The sequence below is a fragment of the Actinacidiphila sp. bgisy145 genome, from assembly GCF_057708125.1.
In genome coordinates this window covers 19,818-40,221 of sequence record NZ_JBYIRL010000060.1, presented here as the reverse complement: position 1 = coordinate 40,221, position 20,404 = coordinate 19,818, and the positions used below count along the sequence as shown (strand labels likewise).

Below are 20,404 nucleotides of genomic sequence, written 5' to 3'. Positions count from 1 at the left end.
ACCCCCCCCCGCGCAGCAGGCGACCGGCAGGTGGTCCCGGAACCCGGGGATGGGGGCACCCGGGGGGTCCGGGGAGCGACGTTCGCGTAAGGTTGACGAGAAGGGTCGCTGAGGCTGGGAGGCGTGGTGGAGCAGAAACCCGCGAGGCTCACGGTGGGCGTGGTGGGCGCGGGCCGGGTCGGCCCGGTCCTGGCGGCGGCGCTGGCACTGTCGGGCCACCGCCCGGTGGCCGCGAGCGGCGTGTCGGAGGCGTCCCGCCGCCGCGCGGAGACCCTGCTGCCGGGCGTCCCGCTGGTGGAGCCGGCCGAGGTGCTGGCCCGCGCGGACCTGGTGCTGCTGACGGTGCCGGACGACGCCCTGCCCGCACTGGTGCGCGGCCTGGCGGAGACCGGCGCCGTACGCCCGGGCCAGCTGCTGGTCCATGCGTCGGGCCGCTACGGCACCTCCGTGCTGGACCCCGCGCTGCGGGCGGGCGCGCTGCCGCTCGCGCTGCACCCGGCGATGACGTTCACCGGCACCCCGGTGGACGTCCAGCGCCTGGCCGGCTGCTGCTTCGGCGTCACCGCGCCGGGCGAGCTGCGCACGGCCGCGGAGGCGCTGGTGATCGAGATGGGCGGCGAGCCCGAGTGGATCGAGGAGTCCGCCCGCCCGCTCTACCACGCGGCCCTCGCGATCGGCGCCAACCACCTGGTCACGCTGGTCGCGCAGGCGATGGACCTGCTGCGGCAGGCAGGCGTGCAGGAGCCGGGCCGGATGCTCGGCCCGCTGCTGGGCGCCGCGCTGGACAACGCGCTGCGCTCCGGCGACGCCGCCCTGACCGGCCCGGTGGCCCGCGGCGACGCGGGCACGGTCGCCGCGCACCTGGCCGAACTGCGCGCCCGCGCACCGGAGAACGTCGCGTCGTACGTGGCGATGGCCCGCGCCACCGCGGACCGCGCGCTCGCCAACGGAATGCTCAAGGCCGAATACGCGGAGGCGCTGCTCGGCGCCCTCGCCGACGGGGGGACCCTATGACCCGACTCGTCCACCACGCCCGCGACCTGGCCCCCGCCTCGGCCGTGGTCATGACGATGGGCGCGCTCCACGACGGACACGCCGCCCTGATCCGCGCCGCCCGCGCGCACGCGGGGGACGGCGTGGTCACCGTCACCGTCTTCGTCAACCCGCTCCAGTTCGGGCCGAACGAGGACCTGGACCGCTACCCGCGCACCCTGGAGGCGGACGTGAAGCTCGCCGAGGCGGCGGGCGCCGACTTCGTCTTCGCACCGGACACCGGCGAGGTGTACCCGGGCGGCCCGCCGCAGGTGCGGATCACCGCGGGCCCGATGGGGGAGGGGTTCGAAGGCGCGTCCCGGCCGGGCCACTTCGACGGGATGCTCACCGTGGTCGCCAAGCTGCTGCACCTGACCAACCCGCTCGCCCCCGCCGCCGGGACACCCCGCACGGCCGCGTTCTTCGGGCAGAAGGACGCCCAGCAGCTCGCCCTGGTCCGGCGGATGGCCACCGACCTGAACTTCCCCGTCGACATCGTCTCCGTGCCGACGGTCCGCGAGGACGACGGTGTCGCGCTCTCCAGCCGCAACCGCTACCTGTCGCAGCAGGAGCGGGTCGCGGCCAGGGCGCTGTCCCGGGCGCTGTTCGCCGGGCGCGACGCCGCCGGGAGCGGCCCGCGGGCGGCCGTGGCCGCGGCCCGCGCCGTGCTGGACGCCGCCGCCCGCGAGCAGCCCCCGGTGGGCCTGGACTACCTCGCGCTCGTCGACCCCGCCACCTTCACCGAGGCCGCACCGGACCACACCGGTCCGGCCGTGCTCGCCGTCGCCGCCAAGGTCGGCGGCACCCGGCTGATCGACAACATCCCCCTGGAGTTCGGAGCCCCCGAATGACCTCCTCCGCTGCCGCCGACCCCGCCGGCATACGCCTGTCCGCCCCCGCTCCCGGCTGGTCGCTGGGCGCCGACGTGGTCGTGGTCGGCTCCGGCGTGGCCGGGCTGACCGTGGCGCTGCGCTGCGCCGCGGCCGGCGCCAAGGTCGTCGTGGTGACCAAGGCACACCTGGACGACGGCTCCACCCGCTGGGCGCAGGGCGGGATCGCCGCCGCGCTCGGCGAGGGCGACACCCCGGCGCAGCACCTGGACGACACCCTGGTCGCGGGCGCGGGCCTGTGCGACGAGGACGCGGTGCGGCTCCTGGTCACCGAGGGCCCGGACGCGGTACGGCGGCTGATCTCCACCGGCGCCCGCTTCGACACCGACGACTCCGGCTCGATCCTGCTCACCCGTGAGGGCGGCCACCACCGCAGCCGCATCGCCCACGCGGGTGGTGACGCGACCGGCGCCGAGGTCTCCCGCGCCCTGATCGCCGCGGTGGTCGGCAACCCGGACATCGAGTTCGTCGAGAACGCCCTGGTGCTCGACCTGCTCACCGACGCCGAGGGCCGCACCGCGGGCGTCACCCTGCACGTGATGGGCGAGGGCGCCCGCGACGGAGTGGGGTCGGTACGCGCCCGCGCCGTGGTGCTGGCCACCGGCGGCATGGGGCAGGTCTTCTCCGCGACCACCAACCCGGCGGTGTCCACCGGCGACGGCGTGGCGCTCGCGCTGCGCGCCGGGGCCGAGGTCAGCGACCTGGAGTTCGTGCAGTTCCACCCGACCGTGCTGTGGCTGGGCCCGGACGCCGAGGGCCAGCAGCCGCTGGTGTCCGAGGCGGTCCGCGGCGAGGGCGCGCACCTGGTCGACGCGGACGGCGTGCGCTTCATGGTCGGGCAGCACGAACTCGCCGAGCTGGCGCCGCGCGACATCGTCGCCAAGGGCATCATGCGGCGGATGCAGGAGACCGGCGCCGCGCACATGTACCTGGACGCGCGGCACTTCGGCGCGCGGATGTGGGCCGAGCGGTTCCCGACGATCCTGGCCGCCTGCCGCGCCCACGGCATCGACCCGGTGACCGGGCCGATCCCGGTCGCGCCCGCCGCGCACTACGCCTCCGGCGGGGTGCGGACCGACCTGCGCGGGCGCACCACCGTGCCGGGCCTGTACGCCTGCGGGGAGGTGGCCTGCACCGGCGTGCACGGCGCGAACCGGCTCGCCTCGAACTCCCTGCTGGAGGGGCTGGTCTTCGCCGAGCGGATCGCCGCCGACGTGGTGGCGGGCACCGGTCCGCTGCCGGGCGAGCCGGTGGCGCCCGCCCCGGCGCGCACCCCGCTGCTGGCCTCCGAGGCGCGCTACGAGGTGCAGCGGATCATGACCGCGGGCGCCGGGGTGCTGCGCAGCGCGGAGAGCCTGGCCGCGGCCGCGGGCGCGCTGGAGCGGCTGCACACCGCGGCCGTGGAGGCGTACGAGCGGGACGGCAAGACGGCCGAGCCGTGCGTGGAGACGTGGGAGGCGACCAACCTGGGCCTGGTGGCCCGGGTGCTGGTGGCCGCCGCCCGGCGCCGCGAGGAGACCCGCGGATGCCACTGGCGCGAGGACCGGCCCGACCGGGACGACCGGCAGTGGCGCCGGCACCTGGTGGTGCGGCTCACCCCGCACCACACCCTGGACGTGGCCACCACCGAGGGACCGGGCCTGCCGGCCACCCGCCCCGGTCCGGTCCCGGCGGTCACCCCGTCCGCCGGGATCGGGGATGATGGGGCCGCCGCCGCACCGCGGCGGGCACAGCCGTGACCGGCGGTCCGGGCCCCGGCCCGCGGCAGCGCACCGCGGCCCCGGCGGACCGCGGCCCGCACCAGCAGTGGACGACGCAACGTACGCGGCAAGGCACGCAGCACACGAAGGAGCTTCCGTGACATCCTCCGACGGCCCTGACCGGCCCCAGCCCGTCGCTCTTCCGCTGCCGACGTTCGGCCCGCCCGCCGAGTCCGCGGGCGGCGGCTGCGGCGACGGCTGCGGCTGCGGCGACGCCCACGACCCGTACGACCTGGACCCGCTGGAGTGCGGCCTGGACCCGGACCTCGCCGCGCTGATCGTGGACGCCGGCCTGGACCCCGTCCAGGTCGAGGACATCGCGCACATGGCGATCGAGGAGGACCTCGACCAGGGCGTGGACGTCACCACGGTGGCGACCGTGCCCGAGGACGCCTTCTCCACCGGGGACTTCACCGCGCGCGAGAACGGCACCGTGGCGGGGCTGCGGGTCGCCGAGGCGGTGCTGTCGGTGGTGTGCACCGACGAGTTCGAGGTGGAGCGGCACGTCGAGGACGGCGACCGGGTCGCCGCCGGGCAGAAGCTGCTGACCGTGCGCACCCGCACCCGCGACCTGCTCACCGCCGAGCGCAGTGCGCTGAACCTGCTGTGCCGGCTGTCGGGCATCGCCACCGCCACCCGCGCCTGGGCCGACGCCCTGGAGGGCAGCAAGGCGCAGGTGCGCGACACCCGCAAGACCACACCGGGCCTGCGCGCGCTGGAGAAGTACGCGGTGCGCTGCGGCGGCGGCACCAACCACCGGATGTCGCTGTCGGACGCGGCCCTGGTCAAGGACAACCACGTGGTCGCCGCGGGCGGTGTCGCGGCCGCCTTCAAGCTGGTCCGCGAGGAGTTCCCCGAGGTGCCGATCGAGGTCGAGGTGGACACCCTGCACCAGGTCCGCGAGGTGGTGGACGCCGGGGCCGACCTGATCCTGCTGGACAACTTCACGCCCGCCGAGACCGAGGAGGCGGTCGCGATCGTCGGCGGCCGCGCCCTGCTGGAGTCCTCCGGCCGGCTCACGCTGGACAACGCCCGCGCCTACGCCGACACCGGGGTGGACTTCCTGGCGGTGGGGGCGCTCACCCACTCCTCCCCGATCCTCGACATCGGCCTCGACCTGCGAGCGGAAGCGTAGAGGCGGATGCTGCTCACCATCGACGTCGGCAACACCCACACCGTGCTCGGGCTCTTCGACGGCGAGGAGATCGTGGAGCACTGGCGGATCTCCACCGATCCGCGCCGCACCGCCGACGAACTGGCGGTGCTGCTCCAGGGCCTGATGGGCATGCACCCGCTGCTGGGCGACCTCGGTGACGGCATCGACGGCATCGCGATCTGCTCCACGGTCCCGTCGGTGCTGCACGAGCTGCGCGAGGTGACCCGGCGGTACTACGGCGACGTGCCGGCGGTCCTCGTCGAGCCGGGCGTCAAGACCGGCGTGCCGATCCTGGTCGACCACCCCAAGGAGGTCGGCTCGGACCGGATCATCAACTCGCTGGCCGCCGTACACCTGTACGGCGGCCCGTGCATCGTGGTCGACTTCGGCACCGCCACCACCTTCGACGCGGTCACCGCCCGCGGTGAGTACGTGGGCGGCGCGATCGCCCCGGGCATCGAGATCTCCGTCGACGCGCTCGGCATGCGCGGCGCCCAGCTGCGCAAGATCGAGCTGGCCCGTCCGCGCAGCGTCATCGGCAAGAACACCATCGAGGCCATGCAGTCCGGCATCCTCTACGGCTTCGCCGGACAGGCCGACGGCATCGCCGAGCGGATGGCGCGGGAGCTGGCCGACGACCCGGACGACGTCACCGTGATCGCCACCGGCGGCCTGGCGCCCCTGGTGCTGGGCGAGGCGTCCCTGATCGACGCGCACGAGCCGTGGCTCACCCTGATCGGGCTGCGCCTGGTCTACGCCCGCAACGCCCCGGCCACCGCGTAGCGCCGCCGGGCGCCTCCCCCCGGCGCGGCCCCGCGGACGGCCGGGCGCCGCGCGGCTTCCCGCCGAGCCGCGCGGCGTTACGTGAGGTTTGTCCGCTTAACGATTAATGTCCATGCATGCCAACGCCACATGGAAACCGAGGGGGAATGGCGTTCAGCGCGGACGAGGTGCGCGTGCTCCGGCGCGCGCTCGCGGAGGTGCTGGGCCCGCACGCGACCGCCGGGACCGCCGCCGTGGTGGTCGCCCCGCGCCCCGCGGAGTACGTACAGGACTGCCTGCGGCTCGCCGGCGGCCTGGACGACGCCGTACGGGAGGCGGGCCGGATGCGCGCCTTCCACCTGGCCGAGCTGCACCGCTACCGCCTGGCGCTGCCCGGCGCGGCGAGCGGCTACCTCGACCGCCTGGTCACCGCCCTCGACAGCGGCTACCTGCCCGGACCCGACGATCTCGCCGCACTGCGCCGGCTGCGCGCCCTGCCCACCGCGACCGGGGAGCACCGCCGCCGTACCGCCCTGCTGCACCGCTGCGAAACCCTTGCGGAGAACGACGTACGCCAGCGTCTGGAGGCCCACATGCCCGCCCCGCGCCGCCTGCTGTCCCTGCCCCTGCCGGCCGCCGTCCCCGCTCCCGCCCCCCGCGCGGCCGGGGACGCCGACCAGCCCAAGCCGCGCCCGGTGCCGGCGCCCGGCGCCAAGCCGAAGCCGGCCGCCCCGCCGCCGGCCGAACCCCGCGATCCGGGCCGCCGCACCCCCACTCCGGCGGAGATCTGGCCGCCCCGCCGCACGGACCGGAAACCGGACGAGGCCCGCTCCGCCTAGCGCGAACGGGGGTGGCTACGCTGGGCGCCATGAACTATGTCTCGGCCATCGTGCCGCCGCTGGTGATGGCGGTGCTCTTCACCGCGCTGATCGTGACCATCGTCAAGAACCAGGGCGGCGCCAACAAGGCCAAGGAGGACGCCGCCGTGGACGCCGCGCTGGCCGCCGCCGAGGCCGCGCAGGCCGCCCGGACCGCCACCCCCGACGAGCGCTGACCCACCCGAGCGCTCCTGACCGGGCCGCGGCGCACCGCCGCCCGGTGCGCCGCGAAGAGCGGTAATTACGACATTCGTCGCGTTTCGCCCGTAGTATTTCCGGTGTGCCCCGACCACTCGGAGAACTCGAAGACGCCGTGATGACCCGGGTGTGGGAGTGGAACCGCGCGGTCACGGTTCGTGAGGTACTCGAAGACCTCTCACGGGATCGTTCCATCGCCTACACAACGGTGATGACCGTAATGGACAACCTCCGGCAGAAGGGCTGGCTGCGCCGGGAGGCGGAAGGCCGCGCATATCGCTATGAGGCGGTATCGACGCGTGCGGCGTACTCGGCCGCACTGATGAACGAAGCCTGGGCGGCGAGCGACAACCCGGCCGAGGCCCTCGTCCACTTCTTCGGCATGATGTCCCCGGAACAGCGCGAAGCCGTGCGGGACGCATTGCGCATCATCCAGTCCGTGGACCCCTCCGGCCCGGCGGAACCCGAAGGGCGATAGCGTCCGCCCATGCCCCTGATGTCGAATGACGTGACCATCCGCCGGGCCCGTACCGGCGATGTCCCCGCTCTGCGGCGGCTGCTGGACTCCTATGCCAGGGACGGCATCCTGCTCGACAAGGCCACGGTGACCCTTTATGAGGACCTCCAGGAGTTCTGGGTGGCCGAACGCGACGAGGACGCCGAGGTGGTCGGCTGCGGCGCGCTGCACGTGATGTGGGAGGACCTGGCCGAGGTCAGGACGCTCGCCGTGCACCCCTCGCTGCGCGGGGCCGGCGTGGGCCACCAGGTGCTGGCCAAGTTGCTGCACACTGCACGCTGGCTGGGCGTCAGGCGTATTTTCTGCCTCACCTTCGAAGTCGACTTCTTCGCCCGGCACGGCTTCGTCGAGATCGGCGAGACCCCGGTGGACGGCGATGTCTTCGGCGAGCTGCTGCGTTCCAATGACGAGGGTGTCGCAGAGTTCCTGGACCTGGAGCGAGTGAAACCCAACACCTTGGGTAACAGCCGGATGCTGCTGCAACTCTGAGACCGGTATGTCCGGATCGCGCGGGCGCACAGGTGGGCCACTTCGCGCAAGGGGTTTGTGTTTTTCGGTGAAAGGCGCTTTGCTTTTACCGTTAATCCGTTTTCGATGAAAGGGAAGCCGGTGGCACAGAAGGTTCAGGTCCTTCTTGTGGACGACCTCGACGGCGGCGAGGCCGACGAGACCGTGACGTTCGCGCTCGACGGCGTGACGTACGAGATCGACCTCACCACGGAGAATGCCGACAAGCTGCGCGGGTTGCTCAACCCGTACACGGACAGTGGCCGCCGCACCGGTGGCCGTGCCGGGCGGGGCCGCACCAAGGCCGTGCGCGGTGGCAGCAGCTCCAGCCAGGACACCGCGAAGATCCGTGCGTGGGCCAAGGAGAAGGGCTACGACGTCAACGACCGCGGTCGCGTCCCCGCGACCATCCGTGAGGCGTACGAGAAGGCCCACGGCTGATCAGGGCAGCGCGCTCGCAGTGCGACGCGGTGGCAGGCGGTCGCCAGTGCGGCCACCAGTGCGGTGAGTCCGACGGGAACCCCCGTTTCGTCGGCTTCGCGGGCCACGCGCAGCGCGGGCACGGTCGACTCCACGTCGAACCCCGGCCGAGGAGGCCGCAGCCACACCGGTGCCGACCGGTCGTACGCGGCCTCCCTGCGGCCCCACTCGGGGTGCGCTGGAGCCCGCAGGGTCCGCCCTGCGCCCAGGGCCGCCAGGTCCAGCTCGATGCCCCCCCACTCCAGCCACTCCAGCAGTCCGGGCAGCTCTTCGGCCGTCCCCGCGGCGACCAGCAGCCGCACTCGGTGGCCGTCCAGCGCCACCGGCCCGAGCAGGCCCGGACGGGAGAACCGGCTCAGCATCGCGAAGCCCGCCTCCGCCGGCACGTCGAGCGCGTCGAACCGCACGCCCGTGACCAGTGCCGGAGGCGGGCCGTCGACGACCGGCCATCCCAGCTCGTGCTCGTACCAGCCCATGCCGTGTCAACTGCCGCACCGAGGCGGCGGTTACGTACCGTCCGGCATCGAACACACCTGGTGATGCCGGTGGCCTGGGCGCCGCCCGGAGCGGGCCCCGCGATGGCCGGAAACCGGCGCGCGGTGTTCGCCCTTAGCGCAGAGCGGAGTGCCCGCGCGGTGTGGATTGTCGGCGACCGAGGGTAAGAACTACCTAGTGGGAAGGGCTGGTGTTCGAGCAGGCGGGGCGGGCGTTCGCCACGGGCGTACTGATTGAGAGGGTATTCGCCTGGCCTGCGGGAACATCGTCTCGCACCATCGAGGTTGTGGGAGTGACGTCAGCCGGTTGCGCGGCTTTCCCCGCGAGAGCGGGGGTGATTCGCGAGCGGCGCCGCTGTGCGGGACTAGCATGCGGAAGGACAGGGAGGGGACCGACCCCTCACTGCCCGACCGCTCTGAGGAGCGATTAACGATGTTCGAGAGGTTCACCGACCGCGCGCGGCGGGTTGTCGTCCTGGCTCAGGAAGAAGCCCGGATGCTCAACCACAACTACATCGGCACCGAGCACATCCTCCTGGGCCTGATCCACGAGGGTGAGGGTGTCGCCGCTAAGGCCCTGGAGAGCCTCGGGATTTCTCTTGAGGCGGTCCGCCAGCAGGTGGAGGAGATCATCGGCCAGGGGCAGCAGGCCCCGTCCGGCCACATCCCCTTCACCCCCCGTGCCAAGAAGGTGCTGGAGCTGTCGCTCCGCGAGGCCCTTCAGCTCGGCCACAACTACATCGGCACCGAGCACATCCTGCTCGGCCTGATCCGCGAGGGCGAGGGCGTCGCCGCCCAGGTCCTGGTGAAGCTGGGCGCCGATCTCAACCGGGTCAGGCAGCAGGTCATCCAGCTGCTGTCCGGCTACTCCGGCGGGAAGGAGTCGGCCACGGCCGGCGGGCCGGCCGAGGGCACCCCCTCGACCTCGCTCGTGCTGGACCAGTTCGGCCGCAACCTCACCCAGGCCGCTCGGGAGACCAAGCTCGACCCGGTGATCGGGCGCGAGAAGGAGATCGAGCGGGTCATGCAGGTGCTGTCCCGCCGCACCAAGAACAACCCGGTGCTCATCGGCGAGCCCGGCGTCGGCAAGACCGCCGTCGTGGAGGGCCTGGCCCAGGCGATCGTCAAGGGCGAGGTGCCCGAGACGCTCAAGGACAAGCAGCTCTACACGCTCGACCTCGGCGCCCTGGTGGCCGGCTCGCGGTACCGCGGTGACTTCGAGGAGCGCCTGAAGAAGGTGCTCAAGGAGATCCGCACCCGCGGCGACATCATCCTGTTCATCGACGAGCTGCACACCCTGGTGGGCGCCGGCGCGGCCGAGGGCGCGATCGACGCGGCCTCGATCCTGAAGCCGATGCTGGCCCGCGGTGAACTCCAGACCATCGGTGCCACCACGCTCGACGAGTACCGCAAGTACCTGGAGAAGGACGCCGCGCTCGAGCGCCGCTTCCAGCCGATCCAGGTCGCGGAGCCGTCGCTGCCGCACACCATCGAGATCCTCAAGGGCCTGCGGGACCGGTACGAAGCCCACCACCGCGTCTCCATCACCGACGAGGCGCTCGTGCAGGCGGCCACGCTCGCCGACCGCTACATCTCGGACCGGTTCCTGCCGGACAAGGCGATCGACCTGATCGACGAGGCGGGCTCGCGGATGCGCATCCGCAGGATGACCGCGCCGCCGGACCTGCGCGAGTTCGACGAGAAGATCGCCGAGGTGCGCCGGGAGAAGGAGTCCGCGATCGACTCGCAGGACTTCGAGAAGGCCGCCTCCCTGCGGGACAACGAGAAGCAGCTCCTCGCCGCGAAGTCCAAGCGGGAGAAGGAGTGGAAGGCCGGCGACATGGACGTCGTCGCGGAGGTCGACGGCGAGCTGATCGCCGAGGTCCTGGCCACCGCCACCGGCATCCCGGTCTTCAAGCTGACCGAGGAGGAGTCCACCCGGCTGCTGCACATGGAGGACGAGCTCCACAAGCGCATCATCGGGCAGGTCGACGCGGTCAAGGCGCTCTCCAAGGCGATCCGCCGTACCCGTGCCGGTCTGAAGGACCCCAAGCGTCCCGGCGGCTCGTTCATCTTCGCCGGCCCGTCCGGCGTCGGTAAGACCGAGCTGTCCAAGGCGCTCGCGGAGTTCCTCTTCGGCGACGAGGACGCGCTGATCTCGCTCGACATGTCCGAGTTCAGCGAGAAGCACACCGTCTCGCGGCTCTTCGGCTCCCCGCCCGGATACGTGGGATACGAAGAGGGCGGGCAGCTCACCGAGAAGGTGCGCCGCAAGCCGTTCTCGGTCGTGCTCTTCGACGAGGTCGAGAAGGCGCACCCGGACATCTTCAACAGCCTGTTGCAGATCCTGGAGGACGGTCGGCTGACCGACTCCCAGGGCCGGGTGGTCGACTTCAAGAACACCGTCATCATCATGACCACCAACCTCGGCACCCGGGACATCTCCAAGGGCTTCAACCTGGGCTTCGCCGCCCAGGGCGACACCAAGTCCGGGTACGAGCGGATGAAGAACAAGGTCAGCGACGAGCTCAAGCAGCACTTCCGCCCCGAGTTCCTCAACCGGGTGGACGACGTGATCGTCTTCCCGCAGCTCAGCCAGGAGGACATCCTCCAGATCGTCGACCTGATGATCAGCGCGGTCGACGAGCGGCTGCGCGACCGCGACATGGGCATCGAGCTGAGCCTGGAGGCCAAGGAGCTGCTCTCCAAGCGCGGCTACGACCCGGTGCTCGGCGCCCGGCCGCTGCGCCGGACCATCCAGCGCGAGATCGAGGACACCCTCTCGGAGAAGATCCTCTTCGGCGAGCTGCGCCCCGGTCACATCGTGGTCGTGGATGTCGAGGGTGAAGGCGAGTCGGCGAAGTTCACCTTCCGCGGCGAGGAGAAGGTCACCGTGGCCGACGCCCCGCCCGTGGAGACGGCCGGCGGCGCGCCGAACCTCTCCAAGGAGTGACGCTGCGCATGCGGTGACCGCATCGAAAGGGCCCGGCCCCGGCACCCCGCAAGGGGAGCCCGGGGCCGGGCCCTTTTCGGGTGCCGGGCCTGGGGAAGTCCAGAACAGGTCTAGAACTCGACCGTGACGTCCGGGAGCGCGTCCGCGTTGTGGACGGCTGCCGGGCTGGTGCCGCGCAAAGTGATCCGGCGCAACCGGGGCAGCTCTGCGAACGGTGCGAGGTCGACCGACCGGGGCACGGCGCCGCGCCCCACTCCCGGCCGGATCTCCAGCTCCTCCACGCTGGGGAAGTGCCGGAGCACCTGGTGGTGCGGCGGCTGGTCCCGCACCAGCCGGGTGGACAGGACGCGGATGTTCGGCAGGGGCGGGAAGTCCGGCTCGAAAAGCGCTGCGATCCCGTCGCTGACCGACAGCGAGGCCAGCGCGGGCAGGGCGCCGAGCCGATCCCAGTCGGCGCGGGCGAAACGGTCCGGCTGCGGCGAGTGGCAGCCCAGGTGCTGCAATGCGGTCAGCCGCTCGATGCCCTCCAGTCCCCGGGGGCCGTAGGTGGTGTAGAGGCGGGTGAGCGGCAGGCCGCCGGGCAGCAGGGCCATCCCCGGCCAGGTGTCGGCGTAGCTGTTCAGGGCCAGGGACGTCAGATGCGGGAGATCCCCGAGCACGCGGAGACCGATGTCCCCGGTCAGGTCGGACAGGTGCAGCTTGCGCAGCGGCAGGTCCGCCAGCGGTGAGAGGCCGGTGAGCTCGCGGCAGTTGTAGAGGTCGAGCTCCCGCAGCCGGGGCAGTCGGCGGCACAGCCGGGCCAGCATCGCGTCGTCGACCGCGTCCGTCCACGTCAGGGTGGTCAGCTCCGGGGCGTGCAGGACGTCGTCGAAGCCCCCGCCGAGTGTCGCATGGGCGGCGACGTGCTCGACCCCGCCCAGCGCGAGGACGGCGCGCAGTTCGTCGACGGTGCGGACCCCGTAGAACGTGTCGTCCCTGGGCAGGCGGTCCAGCACCTCGGCGGCGAAGTGCTGCCGGTCGGTGTCGGGCGGGAACTGGGCCAGGAGCGCCCGCACGTCGGCCACCTCGTGGTCGGTGAAACGGGCCAGCACGGGGACCGCCGCGTCGCCGCCGATCTGCCAGGCGGTGCTCACCACCGCCTCCGCTTCCTCGTCGGTCAGCCCGTCCGGGCCCGGCAGCAGCTCCAGGACCAGCGGGCCCACGTCGGCGAGCTCCATCGCCGCCCCGAAGCTGCGCGGCGGGATCAGGGCCGCGCCGCGCTTCTCGACCTCCTCCCGGATCGCCGGGTCCAGCTCGGTGGCGTGCTCCAGGCAGGCCAGGGCGAGCAGGTGGAGGCGGCTGCGGTGGGTTTTCGTGCGGTCGCCGCGGGTGAGGATCTTGCGCAGCAGGCGGGCGCGTTCGTCGGGCCGGGCGTGGGCGACGGCCATCCGGATCACGTCGGCCCACTGGTCCTGGTGGGCGTTGCGGGCCATCAGGTCGAAGTCGCGCTCCTCGATCGCGGCCTTCGCGGCCAGGTAGTCCTGGAAGGTGCGGTGGACGAAGTCCACGGTGGCCCCGGAGACCGGCTCGCGGATCAGGCCGCTGCGGTCCAGCAGGTGGCGGTAGACGTCCTCCGCGCCGCCCAGCGCGTCCCGGACCGCGGGCATCGCGGGCAGGGCGGCCGCGACCAGGTCGACCGCGTCGGCCCGGTCCATCTCCGCCTGGCCGTTCTTCACCAGCCAGTACGCCAGTTTCTGGAGCAGCTGGATCTGCGGGGCCTCGGTGAGCAGCGGTTCGAGGTCGCGCTCGCGGTCGCGCCGGTTGAGCAGCATCGACAGCGCGGCGTCGTAGAGCTCCTTGCGGCCGGTGGGCAGGTAGCCGTTGCGGTCGCGGTGCAGGGCGCAGATGAGGCTGCACATGAGGGGGTTGGTGGCGAGCCGGGCGAGGTCCTGCTTGCGGCCTAGGGCCTGTTGCAGGGTGTGCTCGAAGCCGTCTAGGCGGGCGAGTTCCGCGGTGTCGCCGGGCACGGTGGCGCGGGCCGCGTCGTGCCAACGGGCGGTGAAGGCGCGGACGTCGGCGCGGCTCATCGGGGCGAGGGTCAGCTCGGTGAACCCCTCGTCGGCGAGCCAGGCGTCCTCGACGGCGGACGGGCGGGAGGTGACCAGCCAGCGGTTGCCCGGATAGGTGCCGAGCAGCAGCCGCAGCCAGTCGCCGACCCGCTCCCGGGTGCGCTCGTCCACCTCATCCAGGCCGTCCACCAGTACCAGGGCGCGCCGGTCGGTGAGGACTTGCTCGGTCCAGCCCGGGGGAGCGGTGAGCGGGGTGCCCACCGCGGTCAGGAAGTCCGCGGGCATCGGCAGCCGCTCCTGGCGGGCGACGGTCCGCAGCGGCAGGACGTACGGCACCAGGCCGTGCAGGTGGCGCAGGTGCTCGCCGAGGTCCTGCCGCGCGGCGCCGACCGCGAGCCACTGCACCAGGGTGCTCTTGCCGGAGCCGGCCACCCCGCGCAGCAGCACCAGGTCCTGCCCGGCGAGCGCCTGCTCGGCCGGGAGCGGCCCGGTGCGCGGCGCGCCGCCGCCGGCGGCGCCGCCGACCGCGTCCGGGTCCGGCCGGCCGGCGGCCCATCGCGCGGCGCCGGCGCCGCGGTCGGCGGTGACCTCCAGCCCGTAGTACGCGCTGTCCAGCGGCCAGGTGACGCGGGAGCGGGCGGAGAAGTCGATGCCGAAGATCCGCAGGGTGCCGTGGTGCCGGGCCAGGTGGTCGGCGTAGCGGGACTCGAAGTCGGTGGGGCGGCGGGGCGGGCCGACCAGGCGGGGCATGCGGTAGCCGTGGCCGGTCAGGGCGGCGGCGAAGGACTCGTCGCCGAGCAGCCGGGCGAGCGGGGTGAAGGCGATCCGGCTCTGCTGCCAGCCGTTCTGCTGGGCGACGACCACGCCGAGCAGGGCGCCGCCGGTCAGGACGGCCGCACCGGACAGGCCCGCCCACGGGGACGGGCCGTCGGCGGGGGTGGGGGGCGGGGCGCCGTCCACCACGAGGACGCCGTACTCGCTGAAGAGGTTGGAGCCGGGCTTGTAGGTGCCGACGACCTGTTCGGTGTCCAGCCGGTCGCCGTCGGCGCGCTGCACGTAGGGGAAGCCGATCGCCTCGCACCCGGCGACGGGGTCGAGGGAGGCGGTGTTCGCCCAGCGGTCGGCGGTGCGGAAGGCGGCGGCGGGGGCGAGCGGCTGCTCGGTGGTGACCAGGGCCACGTCGATGCCGCGCCCCGGGTCGTACCAGGCGCCGGCCCGCCGGCCCGCGGCGCCGTCCGGGCCGCCGGGCGCGGTGAGCAGCACGGGGGCATCGCCGGCGACGACATGGGCGGCGGTCAGCACCAGGGTGGGCGTGAGCAGGTAGCCGCTGCCCTGGACGGTGCCGGACTGGAGGACCGCGAGGCGGTAGGGGGCGGGTGGGCGGACCGGGCGCGGCGTCGGGTGCGCGGCCACGACGCGGTCAGCTCTCGTACCGCACGCTCGACGCGTCGCCGCGCGGGGCGCCGATCAGGAGGTGGCCGCCGGTCGCGGACTTCGGGTGCAGGGTCAGGGCGACGGTGTGGGTGCTGCCGGAGGTGCGGGAGCCCTCGGCGCCGGCTTCGACGATCCAGGCCTTGACGCCGCCGCGGCCGGTCCTGGTGCGCTGGAGCTCCACGGTGAACTCCATGCGGATCTCGCCGACCTCGAAGCGCACCTCCGCGCCGGCGCCGCGCACCGCGCCCTCCATCAGCCCGGCACGTACGGCCTCGACGGCGTCGGCCAGTTCCATGCCGGTCACGGCCGGCGCGGATTCGTTCGGTGTGGTCATGGTCGGTCCCCCCTCTGGTCCCCGGAAAACAGCCGTTCCCACGGTAGTGCCGGTGAGGTGTCCCACGTGACGCGGACCACTTACTAACGGAAATAGTGCCGGGTGCGCAGCGCGGAACCCACAGGGAACGCACAGGCGGCAATGCGGACATAACGCATCTTTTCTCCTACGAATGTCCGTAGTAAGGGGGGTCCTTGCCCATGTCCGGAATGCCGGGTTACCAAGGATTCGCGACGGGCCGCTGCCGGATTCGTCGCTCCCCCATCCAGTGAGGTCATTTCTTCATGCGCAAGAACTCCACGACGCAGAACCGCACCCCGAAGACCGTTACCCGCGGCCGGGTCGCCGTAGTGGGCGGCGGCCTGGTGGCGGCACTCGCCTTGGGCTCTACGGCGGCCTTCGCCGCCACGTCGCACTCCTCCTCCGAGGCCTCCTCGGGCTTCATGAACGCGGCCACGGTCGCGAACGTCTCCGACGCCGTGCAGGCGAAGACCGCTGCCGCGAAGACCACCGCCGCGAAGACCGCGGCCCAGACCGCGGCCAAGGCGAAGGCCGACGCCAAGGCGAAGAAGGCCGCCGCGGCCAAGAAGCTCCAGGCGTCCTGGGTGACCCCGGTCACCGGCTACACCCTCGGTGCGGGCTACGCCCAGGTGGGCAAGCACTGGGCGCACACCCACTCCGGCCAGGACTTCGTCGTCAACAGCGGCACCACCGTGCGCGCCGCGCACAGCGGCACCGTGGTGACCGCCGGCTGGGGCGGCGCCTACGGCAACAACATCGTGATCAAGCACGGCTCGCACCTGTACACGCAGTACGGCCACCTGTCGAAGATCGGCGTGCACGTCGGCGAGCACGTGAACACCGCGCAGACCATCGGCCTGTCCGGCTCCACCGGCAACTCCACCGGCCCGCACCTGCACTTCGAGGTCCGGACCACGCCGTACTACGGCTCCTCCGTCGAGCCGCTGCACTTCCTGCGCGCCCACGGCGTCAACCCGTAAGGCGGGCGGAACCCACGAAATGAGGACCCGGGCACCCATGGTGCCCGGGTCCTCGCGCGCTCCCGCCCGCGCGGGCGCGGTCAGGTCCGCGCGAGGTCGTGCTCGGCCTGCGCGACCAGGTCGAGCGCCACCGCGAGGATCGCCCCGCGCTTCTCCTCGTCGTCGCCCTCGACGCTCTGCATCACGTGCATCCCCGCGTGCATCGAGAACAGCGCCGTCAGCGAGCGGATCTGCGCGGTCATCGGCGAGCTCGGCTCGGTGAGCAGCTCGCTGAGCGCCTTTATCCGGATCTTGAGGGACTCCCCGATCGCCAGGTCGCGGACGGTGGCCTGGTTCTCCTGGAGGAAGCGGAAGAGGTCGCCGGCGCTCCACAGCGCGTCGCAGTAGCGGCGCAGCAGCTCCTGCTTCGTCTCCAGCGTGTGCGGCTGGCCCTGCGCCCAGGTGATCAGGTCGTCGATCGGGGCCGTGAGGTCCGCCGAGATGCTGATCAGGATGTCTTCCTTGGTCTTGAAGTGGTAGTAGAGCGCCGCCTTGGTGACGTTCAGCCGCTCGGCGATCTCCCGCAGCGACGTCTTCTCGTACCCCTGCTCGGCGAAGAGCTTCAGGGCGACGTCCTGGATGCGGTGGCGTGTGTCGCTGCGCCGGGTCTGGTGCGGTGTGGCCATGGCGGTCGCTCTCCTGCTGCACTGCGCGTGGCCTGGTGCGGCCACTGCGTGACGGGCCTCCTCACGGTACGGCCCCACCACGACCTTACGCACTTACTTGACGCCCGGCTAGTTAGCCCCTACCTTGCTTTTCGACCAGAACTAGCCGGGCGGCAAGTAAGTTCCAGCGAACGACTCCGCCCTCCTCCCGGAGGAAGGGACGCCGGTCATGACCCAGACCGAAGCGCCGCTCAGCAAGCAGCCGCCCGCGGCCGCGGCACCCCGCGAGCGCAGTGTGCGGGTGGTGATGGCGGGCCTGCTGATCGCCATGCTGCTCGCGATGCTCGACAACATGATCGTCGGCACCGCGATGCCCACGATCGTCGGCGAGCTCGGCGGCCTGAACCACCTGTCGTGGGTGGTCACCGCCTACACGCTGGCCACCGCCGCCTCGACCCCGATCTGGGGCAAGCTCGGCGACCTGTACGGCCGCAAGGGGATCTTCCTCACCTCGATCGTGCTGTTCCTGATCGGCTCGGCGCTGTCCGGGATGTCGCAGTCCATGGACCAGCTCATCGCCTTCCGCGCGGTCCAGGGCCTGGGCGCGGGCGGCTTGATGGTCGGCGTGATGGCGATCATGGGCGACCTGATCCCGCCCCGCGAGCGCGGCAAGTACCAGGGCATGATCGCCGGCGTGATGGCCGTGGCGATGATCGGCGGTCCGCTGGTCGGCGGCTCGATCACCGACAACTGGGGCTGGCGATGGAGCTTCTACATCAACCTGCCGATCGGCGCGGTCGCCCTCGCCGTGGTCACCGTCGTGCTGCACCTGCCGAAGCGGAAGCCCGGCGCCGCCCGGATCGACTACCTCGGCGCCGCCCTGCTCACCGTGGCGATCACCTCGCTGGTGCTGCTGACCACCTGGGGCGGCACCCAGTACGCCTGGGGCTCCGGGCAGATCCTCGGCCTGCTGGTGCTCGGCGTGGTCACCCTGGCCGGCTTCCTCTACACCGAGACCCGCGCCGCCGAGCCGGTGCTGCCGCTGCGCATCTTCCGCAGCCGCAACTTCACCCTGATCTCGGTGATCGGCTTCCTCGTCGGCTTCACCATGTTCGGCGCGATGACCTTCCTGCCGCTCTACCAGCAGACCGTGCAGGGCGCCTCGGCCACCAACTCCGGCCTGCTCCTGCTGCCGATGCTGCTGGCGATGATGGCGGTGTCGATGGTCGCCGGGCGGCTGACCACCAGCACCGGCCGCTACAAGGTCTTCCCGATCGTCGGCGGGGTGCTGATCACCATCGGGCTCTACCTGCTGTCCACGATGGGCGTCGACACCTCCCGCACCGTCTCCGGCGTGTACATGGCCGTGCTCGGCGCCGGGATGGGCTGCATCATGCAGATCACCATGCTGGTGGCGCAGAACAGCGTGGACATGCGGGACATGGGCGTCGGCTCCTCGTCCGCGACGCTCTTCCGCACCATCGGCGGCTCCTTCGGCGTCTCGCTCTTCGGCGCGCTGTTCTCGCACCGGGTGCAGGACGTCATGGCCTCGCGGCTTGGCGGCAAGGGCGCGGCGGCGCTCGGCGGCGGTGCCCAACTCGATCCCAAGGCGGTCGCCCGCCTGTCCGCCACCGTGAAGGACGGCTACTTCCACGCGGTGTCCGCCGGCACCCACCAGGTGTTCCTGTGGGGCACCGTGGTCAGCGTGATCGGGTTCGTCGCCGCGCTCTTCGTCGTCGAGACGCCGCTGCGGGGTGCGGGCCCCAAGGAGGAGGTCCCCGCGGACGGGGCGCCGGAGCCGGTCGACGCGGTCTGAGGGCCCGGAACGCCGTCGGACGCTCAGCCGCGGGGGAGCATCAGCTGGGCGACGGCGCCGCCGCCGTCGGCCGCCGGGGCGTTGCGGAAGGTCAGACGAGCGCCGAGGACGCGGGTCTGGCCGACCGCGATGGTCAGGCCCAGCCCGTGGCCGCCGCCCGCGCGGTCGGTGCGGCCGGTGCGGAAGCGGCTGGGCCCCTCCCGCAGCAGGTCCGCGGGGAAGCCCGGGCCGTGGTCGCGGACCCGTACGAAGGCGCCGTCGACCAGGACCTCGATCGGGGCCGCGCCGTGCCGCAGCGCGTTGGCCAGCAGGTTGCCGAGGACCCGCTCCAGGCGGCGCGGGTCGGTCGGCACCACGGCGTCCTCGGCGACGGTCACGGTGGCGCCGGGCGCGAGCACGGGCACCCGGCGCCGTACGAAGTCGCCCAGCGCGATGTCCTGGAGCTCGGGGTGCTCGGCGGCGCCGTCCAGCCGGGCCACTTCGAGGACGTCCTCCACGAGGGTGCGCAGCGCGTGCACCCGGTCCCGGACGAGTTCGGCCGGGCGGCCGGGCGGCAGCAGTTCGGCGGCGGTGACCAGGCCGGTGACGGGGGTGCGCAGCTCGTGCGCGATGTCGGCGGTGACCCGGCGCTCGGCCTCCAGCCGCAGCTGGAGCGCGTCGGCCATGCCGTCGACCGCCCGGGCCAGCTCGTCGGTCTCGTCGCGGACCCGGCGGCCCCCGATCGCCTCGCGCACCCGCACCTGGGTGTCGCCGTCGGCGACCTTGCGGGCGGCGACCGCGGCCTTGCGCAGCCGCCGCGACATCCGCCCGCCGATCAGCACGCCGATCGCGGTGCCGCCGACCACCACCGCGAGCGAGCCGGCGACGAGTGCCTGGTCGAGGTCGACCAGCACCGAGTAGCGGTCGCTGAACGCGCTCTTCAGCGACAGCACGTGGCCGTTCCCGGCGGGGGTCTCGGCCCACACGGTGGGGTCGTCGCCGCGGCCGGCCGCGACGTACGTGGCGCGCTGGCCGCGTTCGGCGTACACCTTCAGGGCAGGCGGCAGGCCGGGGTCGTCGAGCCGGGCGTAGAAGACCAGCCGGCCGGTGGCCTCGTAGATCCGCAGCGCGGACTGGACGCGCTCGTCCTGGACGTCCCGGGTGGAGTTGATCATGCTCACCCGGGCGGCGTTGTGCACCACGAGGCTGAGCGCGAGGACGACCAGGGCGGAGACCGCGGCGATGGCCGCGCTGATCTTCCAGCGCAGGCCGCGGCGCAGGATCAGGCGGCGCAGCAGCGGGCGGTGCCGCAGGGCGCGGCGGGCCCGCCGGGCCAGGCGGGCGGAGAGCCGGGTCAGCCGGGCGGACCGGCGCCGTCGGGACGGACCGGGGGCCGCGTCGGGGCCGACGCCGTCGCGGCTGTTGCCGTCGGGGCGCTCGTCCGGGGCCCGGACGGGGCCGGGCGGCTCGGCAGGGGCCGCAGAGCCGGCCGAGGAGCCGGGCGGACCGTCCACCACGTCC

The 20,404-nt window shown here is 72.9% G+C and carries 18 protein-coding genes; 13 read left to right on the top strand and 5 right to left on the bottom strand.

Going from position 1 to position 20,404, the window contains the following annotated elements; translation table 11 throughout:
* Positions 1-123 precede the first annotated feature (123 nt).
* From AC3ERT_RS34230 to AC3ERT_RS34185, 10 genes are all read left to right on the top strand, one after another.
* Positions 124-1,014 carry a Rossmann-like and DUF2520 domain-containing protein gene (locus AC3ERT_RS34230; protein WP_335983612.1) on the top strand — a complete coding sequence of 297 codons (891 nt, stop codon included), beginning with the start codon at positions 124-126 and terminating at the stop codon, positions 1,012-1,014.
* On the top strand, positions 1,011-1,883 hold the full coding sequence (gene panC, locus AC3ERT_RS34225) for a pantoate--beta-alanine ligase (protein ID WP_435178852.1): 873 nt from the start codon (positions 1,011-1,013) through the stop codon (positions 1,881-1,883). The genes AC3ERT_RS34230 and panC overlap by 4 nt, the downstream gene beginning before the upstream one ends.
* Positions 1,880-3,661 carry an L-aspartate oxidase gene (locus AC3ERT_RS34220; protein WP_435178850.1) on the top strand — a complete coding sequence of 594 codons (1,782 nt, stop codon included), beginning with the start codon at positions 1,880-1,882 and terminating at the stop codon, positions 3,659-3,661. The genes panC and AC3ERT_RS34220 overlap by 4 nt, the downstream gene beginning before the upstream one ends.
* A 118-nt stretch (positions 3,662-3,779) precedes the next feature.
* Positions 3,780-4,817, top strand: coding sequence for a carboxylating nicotinate-nucleotide diphosphorylase (nadC, locus tag AC3ERT_RS34215; RefSeq protein WP_335983603.1), 1,038 nt, complete (start codon positions 3,780-3,782; stop codon positions 4,815-4,817).
* 6 nt (positions 4,818-4,823) lie between these two features.
* Complete coding sequence (locus AC3ERT_RS34210; RefSeq protein WP_335983600.1) at positions 4,824-5,621, top strand: type III pantothenate kinase; 798 nt, start codon at positions 4,824-4,826, stop codon at positions 5,619-5,621.
* Positions 5,622-5,767: 146 nt separating this feature from the next.
* Positions 5,768-6,439 carry a hypothetical protein gene (locus tag AC3ERT_RS34205; RefSeq protein WP_435178848.1) on the top strand — a complete coding sequence of 224 codons (672 nt, stop codon included), beginning with the start codon at positions 5,768-5,770 and terminating at the stop codon, positions 6,437-6,439.
* A 29-nt stretch (positions 6,440-6,468) separates the two neighbouring features.
* Entirely contained in the window at positions 6,469-6,654 is a 186-nt protein-coding gene (locus tag AC3ERT_RS34200) for a hypothetical protein (protein WP_335983592.1), read from the top strand.
* A gap of 104 nt (positions 6,655-6,758) precedes the next feature.
* On the top strand, positions 6,759-7,154 hold the full coding sequence (locus AC3ERT_RS34195) for a BlaI/MecI/CopY family transcriptional regulator (protein ID WP_335983590.1): 396 nt from the start codon (positions 6,759-6,761) through the stop codon (positions 7,152-7,154).
* 9 nt (positions 7,155-7,163) lie between these two features.
* Positions 7,164-7,682 (top strand): amino-acid N-acetyltransferase, encoded by a 519-nt coding sequence (locus tag AC3ERT_RS34190; RefSeq protein WP_335983589.1) that lies wholly within the window; start codon positions 7,164-7,166, stop codon positions 7,680-7,682.
* Positions 7,683-7,802: 120 nt separating this feature from the next.
* Positions 7,803-8,141, top strand: coding sequence for a histone-like nucleoid-structuring protein Lsr2 (locus AC3ERT_RS34185; protein ID WP_202235342.1), 339 nt, complete (start codon positions 7,803-7,805; stop codon positions 8,139-8,141).
* Here AC3ERT_RS34185 and AC3ERT_RS34180 read toward each other — a convergent pair.
* On the bottom strand, positions 8,072-8,656 hold the full coding sequence (locus AC3ERT_RS34180; protein WP_435132761.1) for an SCO3374 family protein: 585 nt from the start codon (positions 8,654-8,656) through the stop codon (positions 8,072-8,074). The two genes, AC3ERT_RS34185 and AC3ERT_RS34180, sit on opposite strands and share 70 nt — an antisense overlap.
* 451 nt (positions 8,657-9,107) lie before the next feature.
* On the opposite strand from AC3ERT_RS34180, the gene AC3ERT_RS34175 reads away from it, so the two are divergent.
* A complete protein-coding gene (locus tag AC3ERT_RS34175; RefSeq protein ID WP_335983582.1) occupies positions 9,108-11,627 on the top strand; it encodes an ATP-dependent Clp protease ATP-binding subunit in 2,520 nt (839 codons plus the stop codon).
* Between the two features lie 110 nt (positions 11,628-11,737).
* On the opposite strand, the gene AC3ERT_RS34170 is transcribed toward AC3ERT_RS34175, so the two are convergent.
* Both AC3ERT_RS34170 and AC3ERT_RS34165 read right to left on the bottom strand, forming a co-directional pair.
* Entirely contained in the window at positions 11,738-15,088 is a 3,351-nt protein-coding gene (locus AC3ERT_RS34170) for an NACHT domain-containing protein (protein ID WP_435178845.1), read from the bottom strand.
* Positions 15,089-15,095: 7 nt separating this feature from the next.
* Positions 15,096-15,443, bottom strand: coding sequence for a trypco2 family protein (locus AC3ERT_RS34165; RefSeq protein ID WP_335983577.1), 348 nt, complete (start codon positions 15,441-15,443; stop codon positions 15,096-15,098).
* A 284-nt stretch (positions 15,444-15,727) separates the two neighbouring features.
* Here AC3ERT_RS34165 and AC3ERT_RS34160 point away from each other — a divergent pair, with 284 nt between their 5' ends.
* Positions 15,728-16,444, top strand: a complete 717-nt coding sequence (locus AC3ERT_RS34160) for a M23 family metallopeptidase (protein WP_335983574.1) — start codon at positions 15,728-15,730, stop codon at positions 16,442-16,444.
* Positions 16,445-16,524: 80 nt separating this feature from the next.
* Here AC3ERT_RS34160 and AC3ERT_RS34155 read toward each other — a convergent pair whose 3' ends face one another.
* Complete coding sequence (locus AC3ERT_RS34155) at positions 16,525-17,109, bottom strand: TetR/AcrR family transcriptional regulator (protein WP_335983572.1); 585 nt, start codon at positions 17,107-17,109, stop codon at positions 16,525-16,527.
* A gap of 208 nt (positions 17,110-17,317) precedes the next feature.
* On the opposite strand from AC3ERT_RS34155, the gene AC3ERT_RS34150 reads away from it, so the two are divergent.
* A complete protein-coding gene (locus tag AC3ERT_RS34150) occupies positions 17,318-18,904 on the top strand; it encodes an MDR family MFS transporter (RefSeq protein ID WP_435132769.1) in 1,587 nt (528 codons plus the stop codon).
* A gap of 23 nt (positions 18,905-18,927) precedes the next feature.
* Here AC3ERT_RS34150 and AC3ERT_RS34145 read toward each other — a convergent pair whose 3' ends face one another.
* Positions 18,928-20,178, bottom strand: coding sequence for a sensor histidine kinase (locus AC3ERT_RS34145; protein ID WP_335983650.1), 1,251 nt, complete (start codon positions 20,176-20,178; stop codon positions 18,928-18,930).
* Between the last annotated feature and the right edge of the window lie 226 nt (positions 20,179-20,404).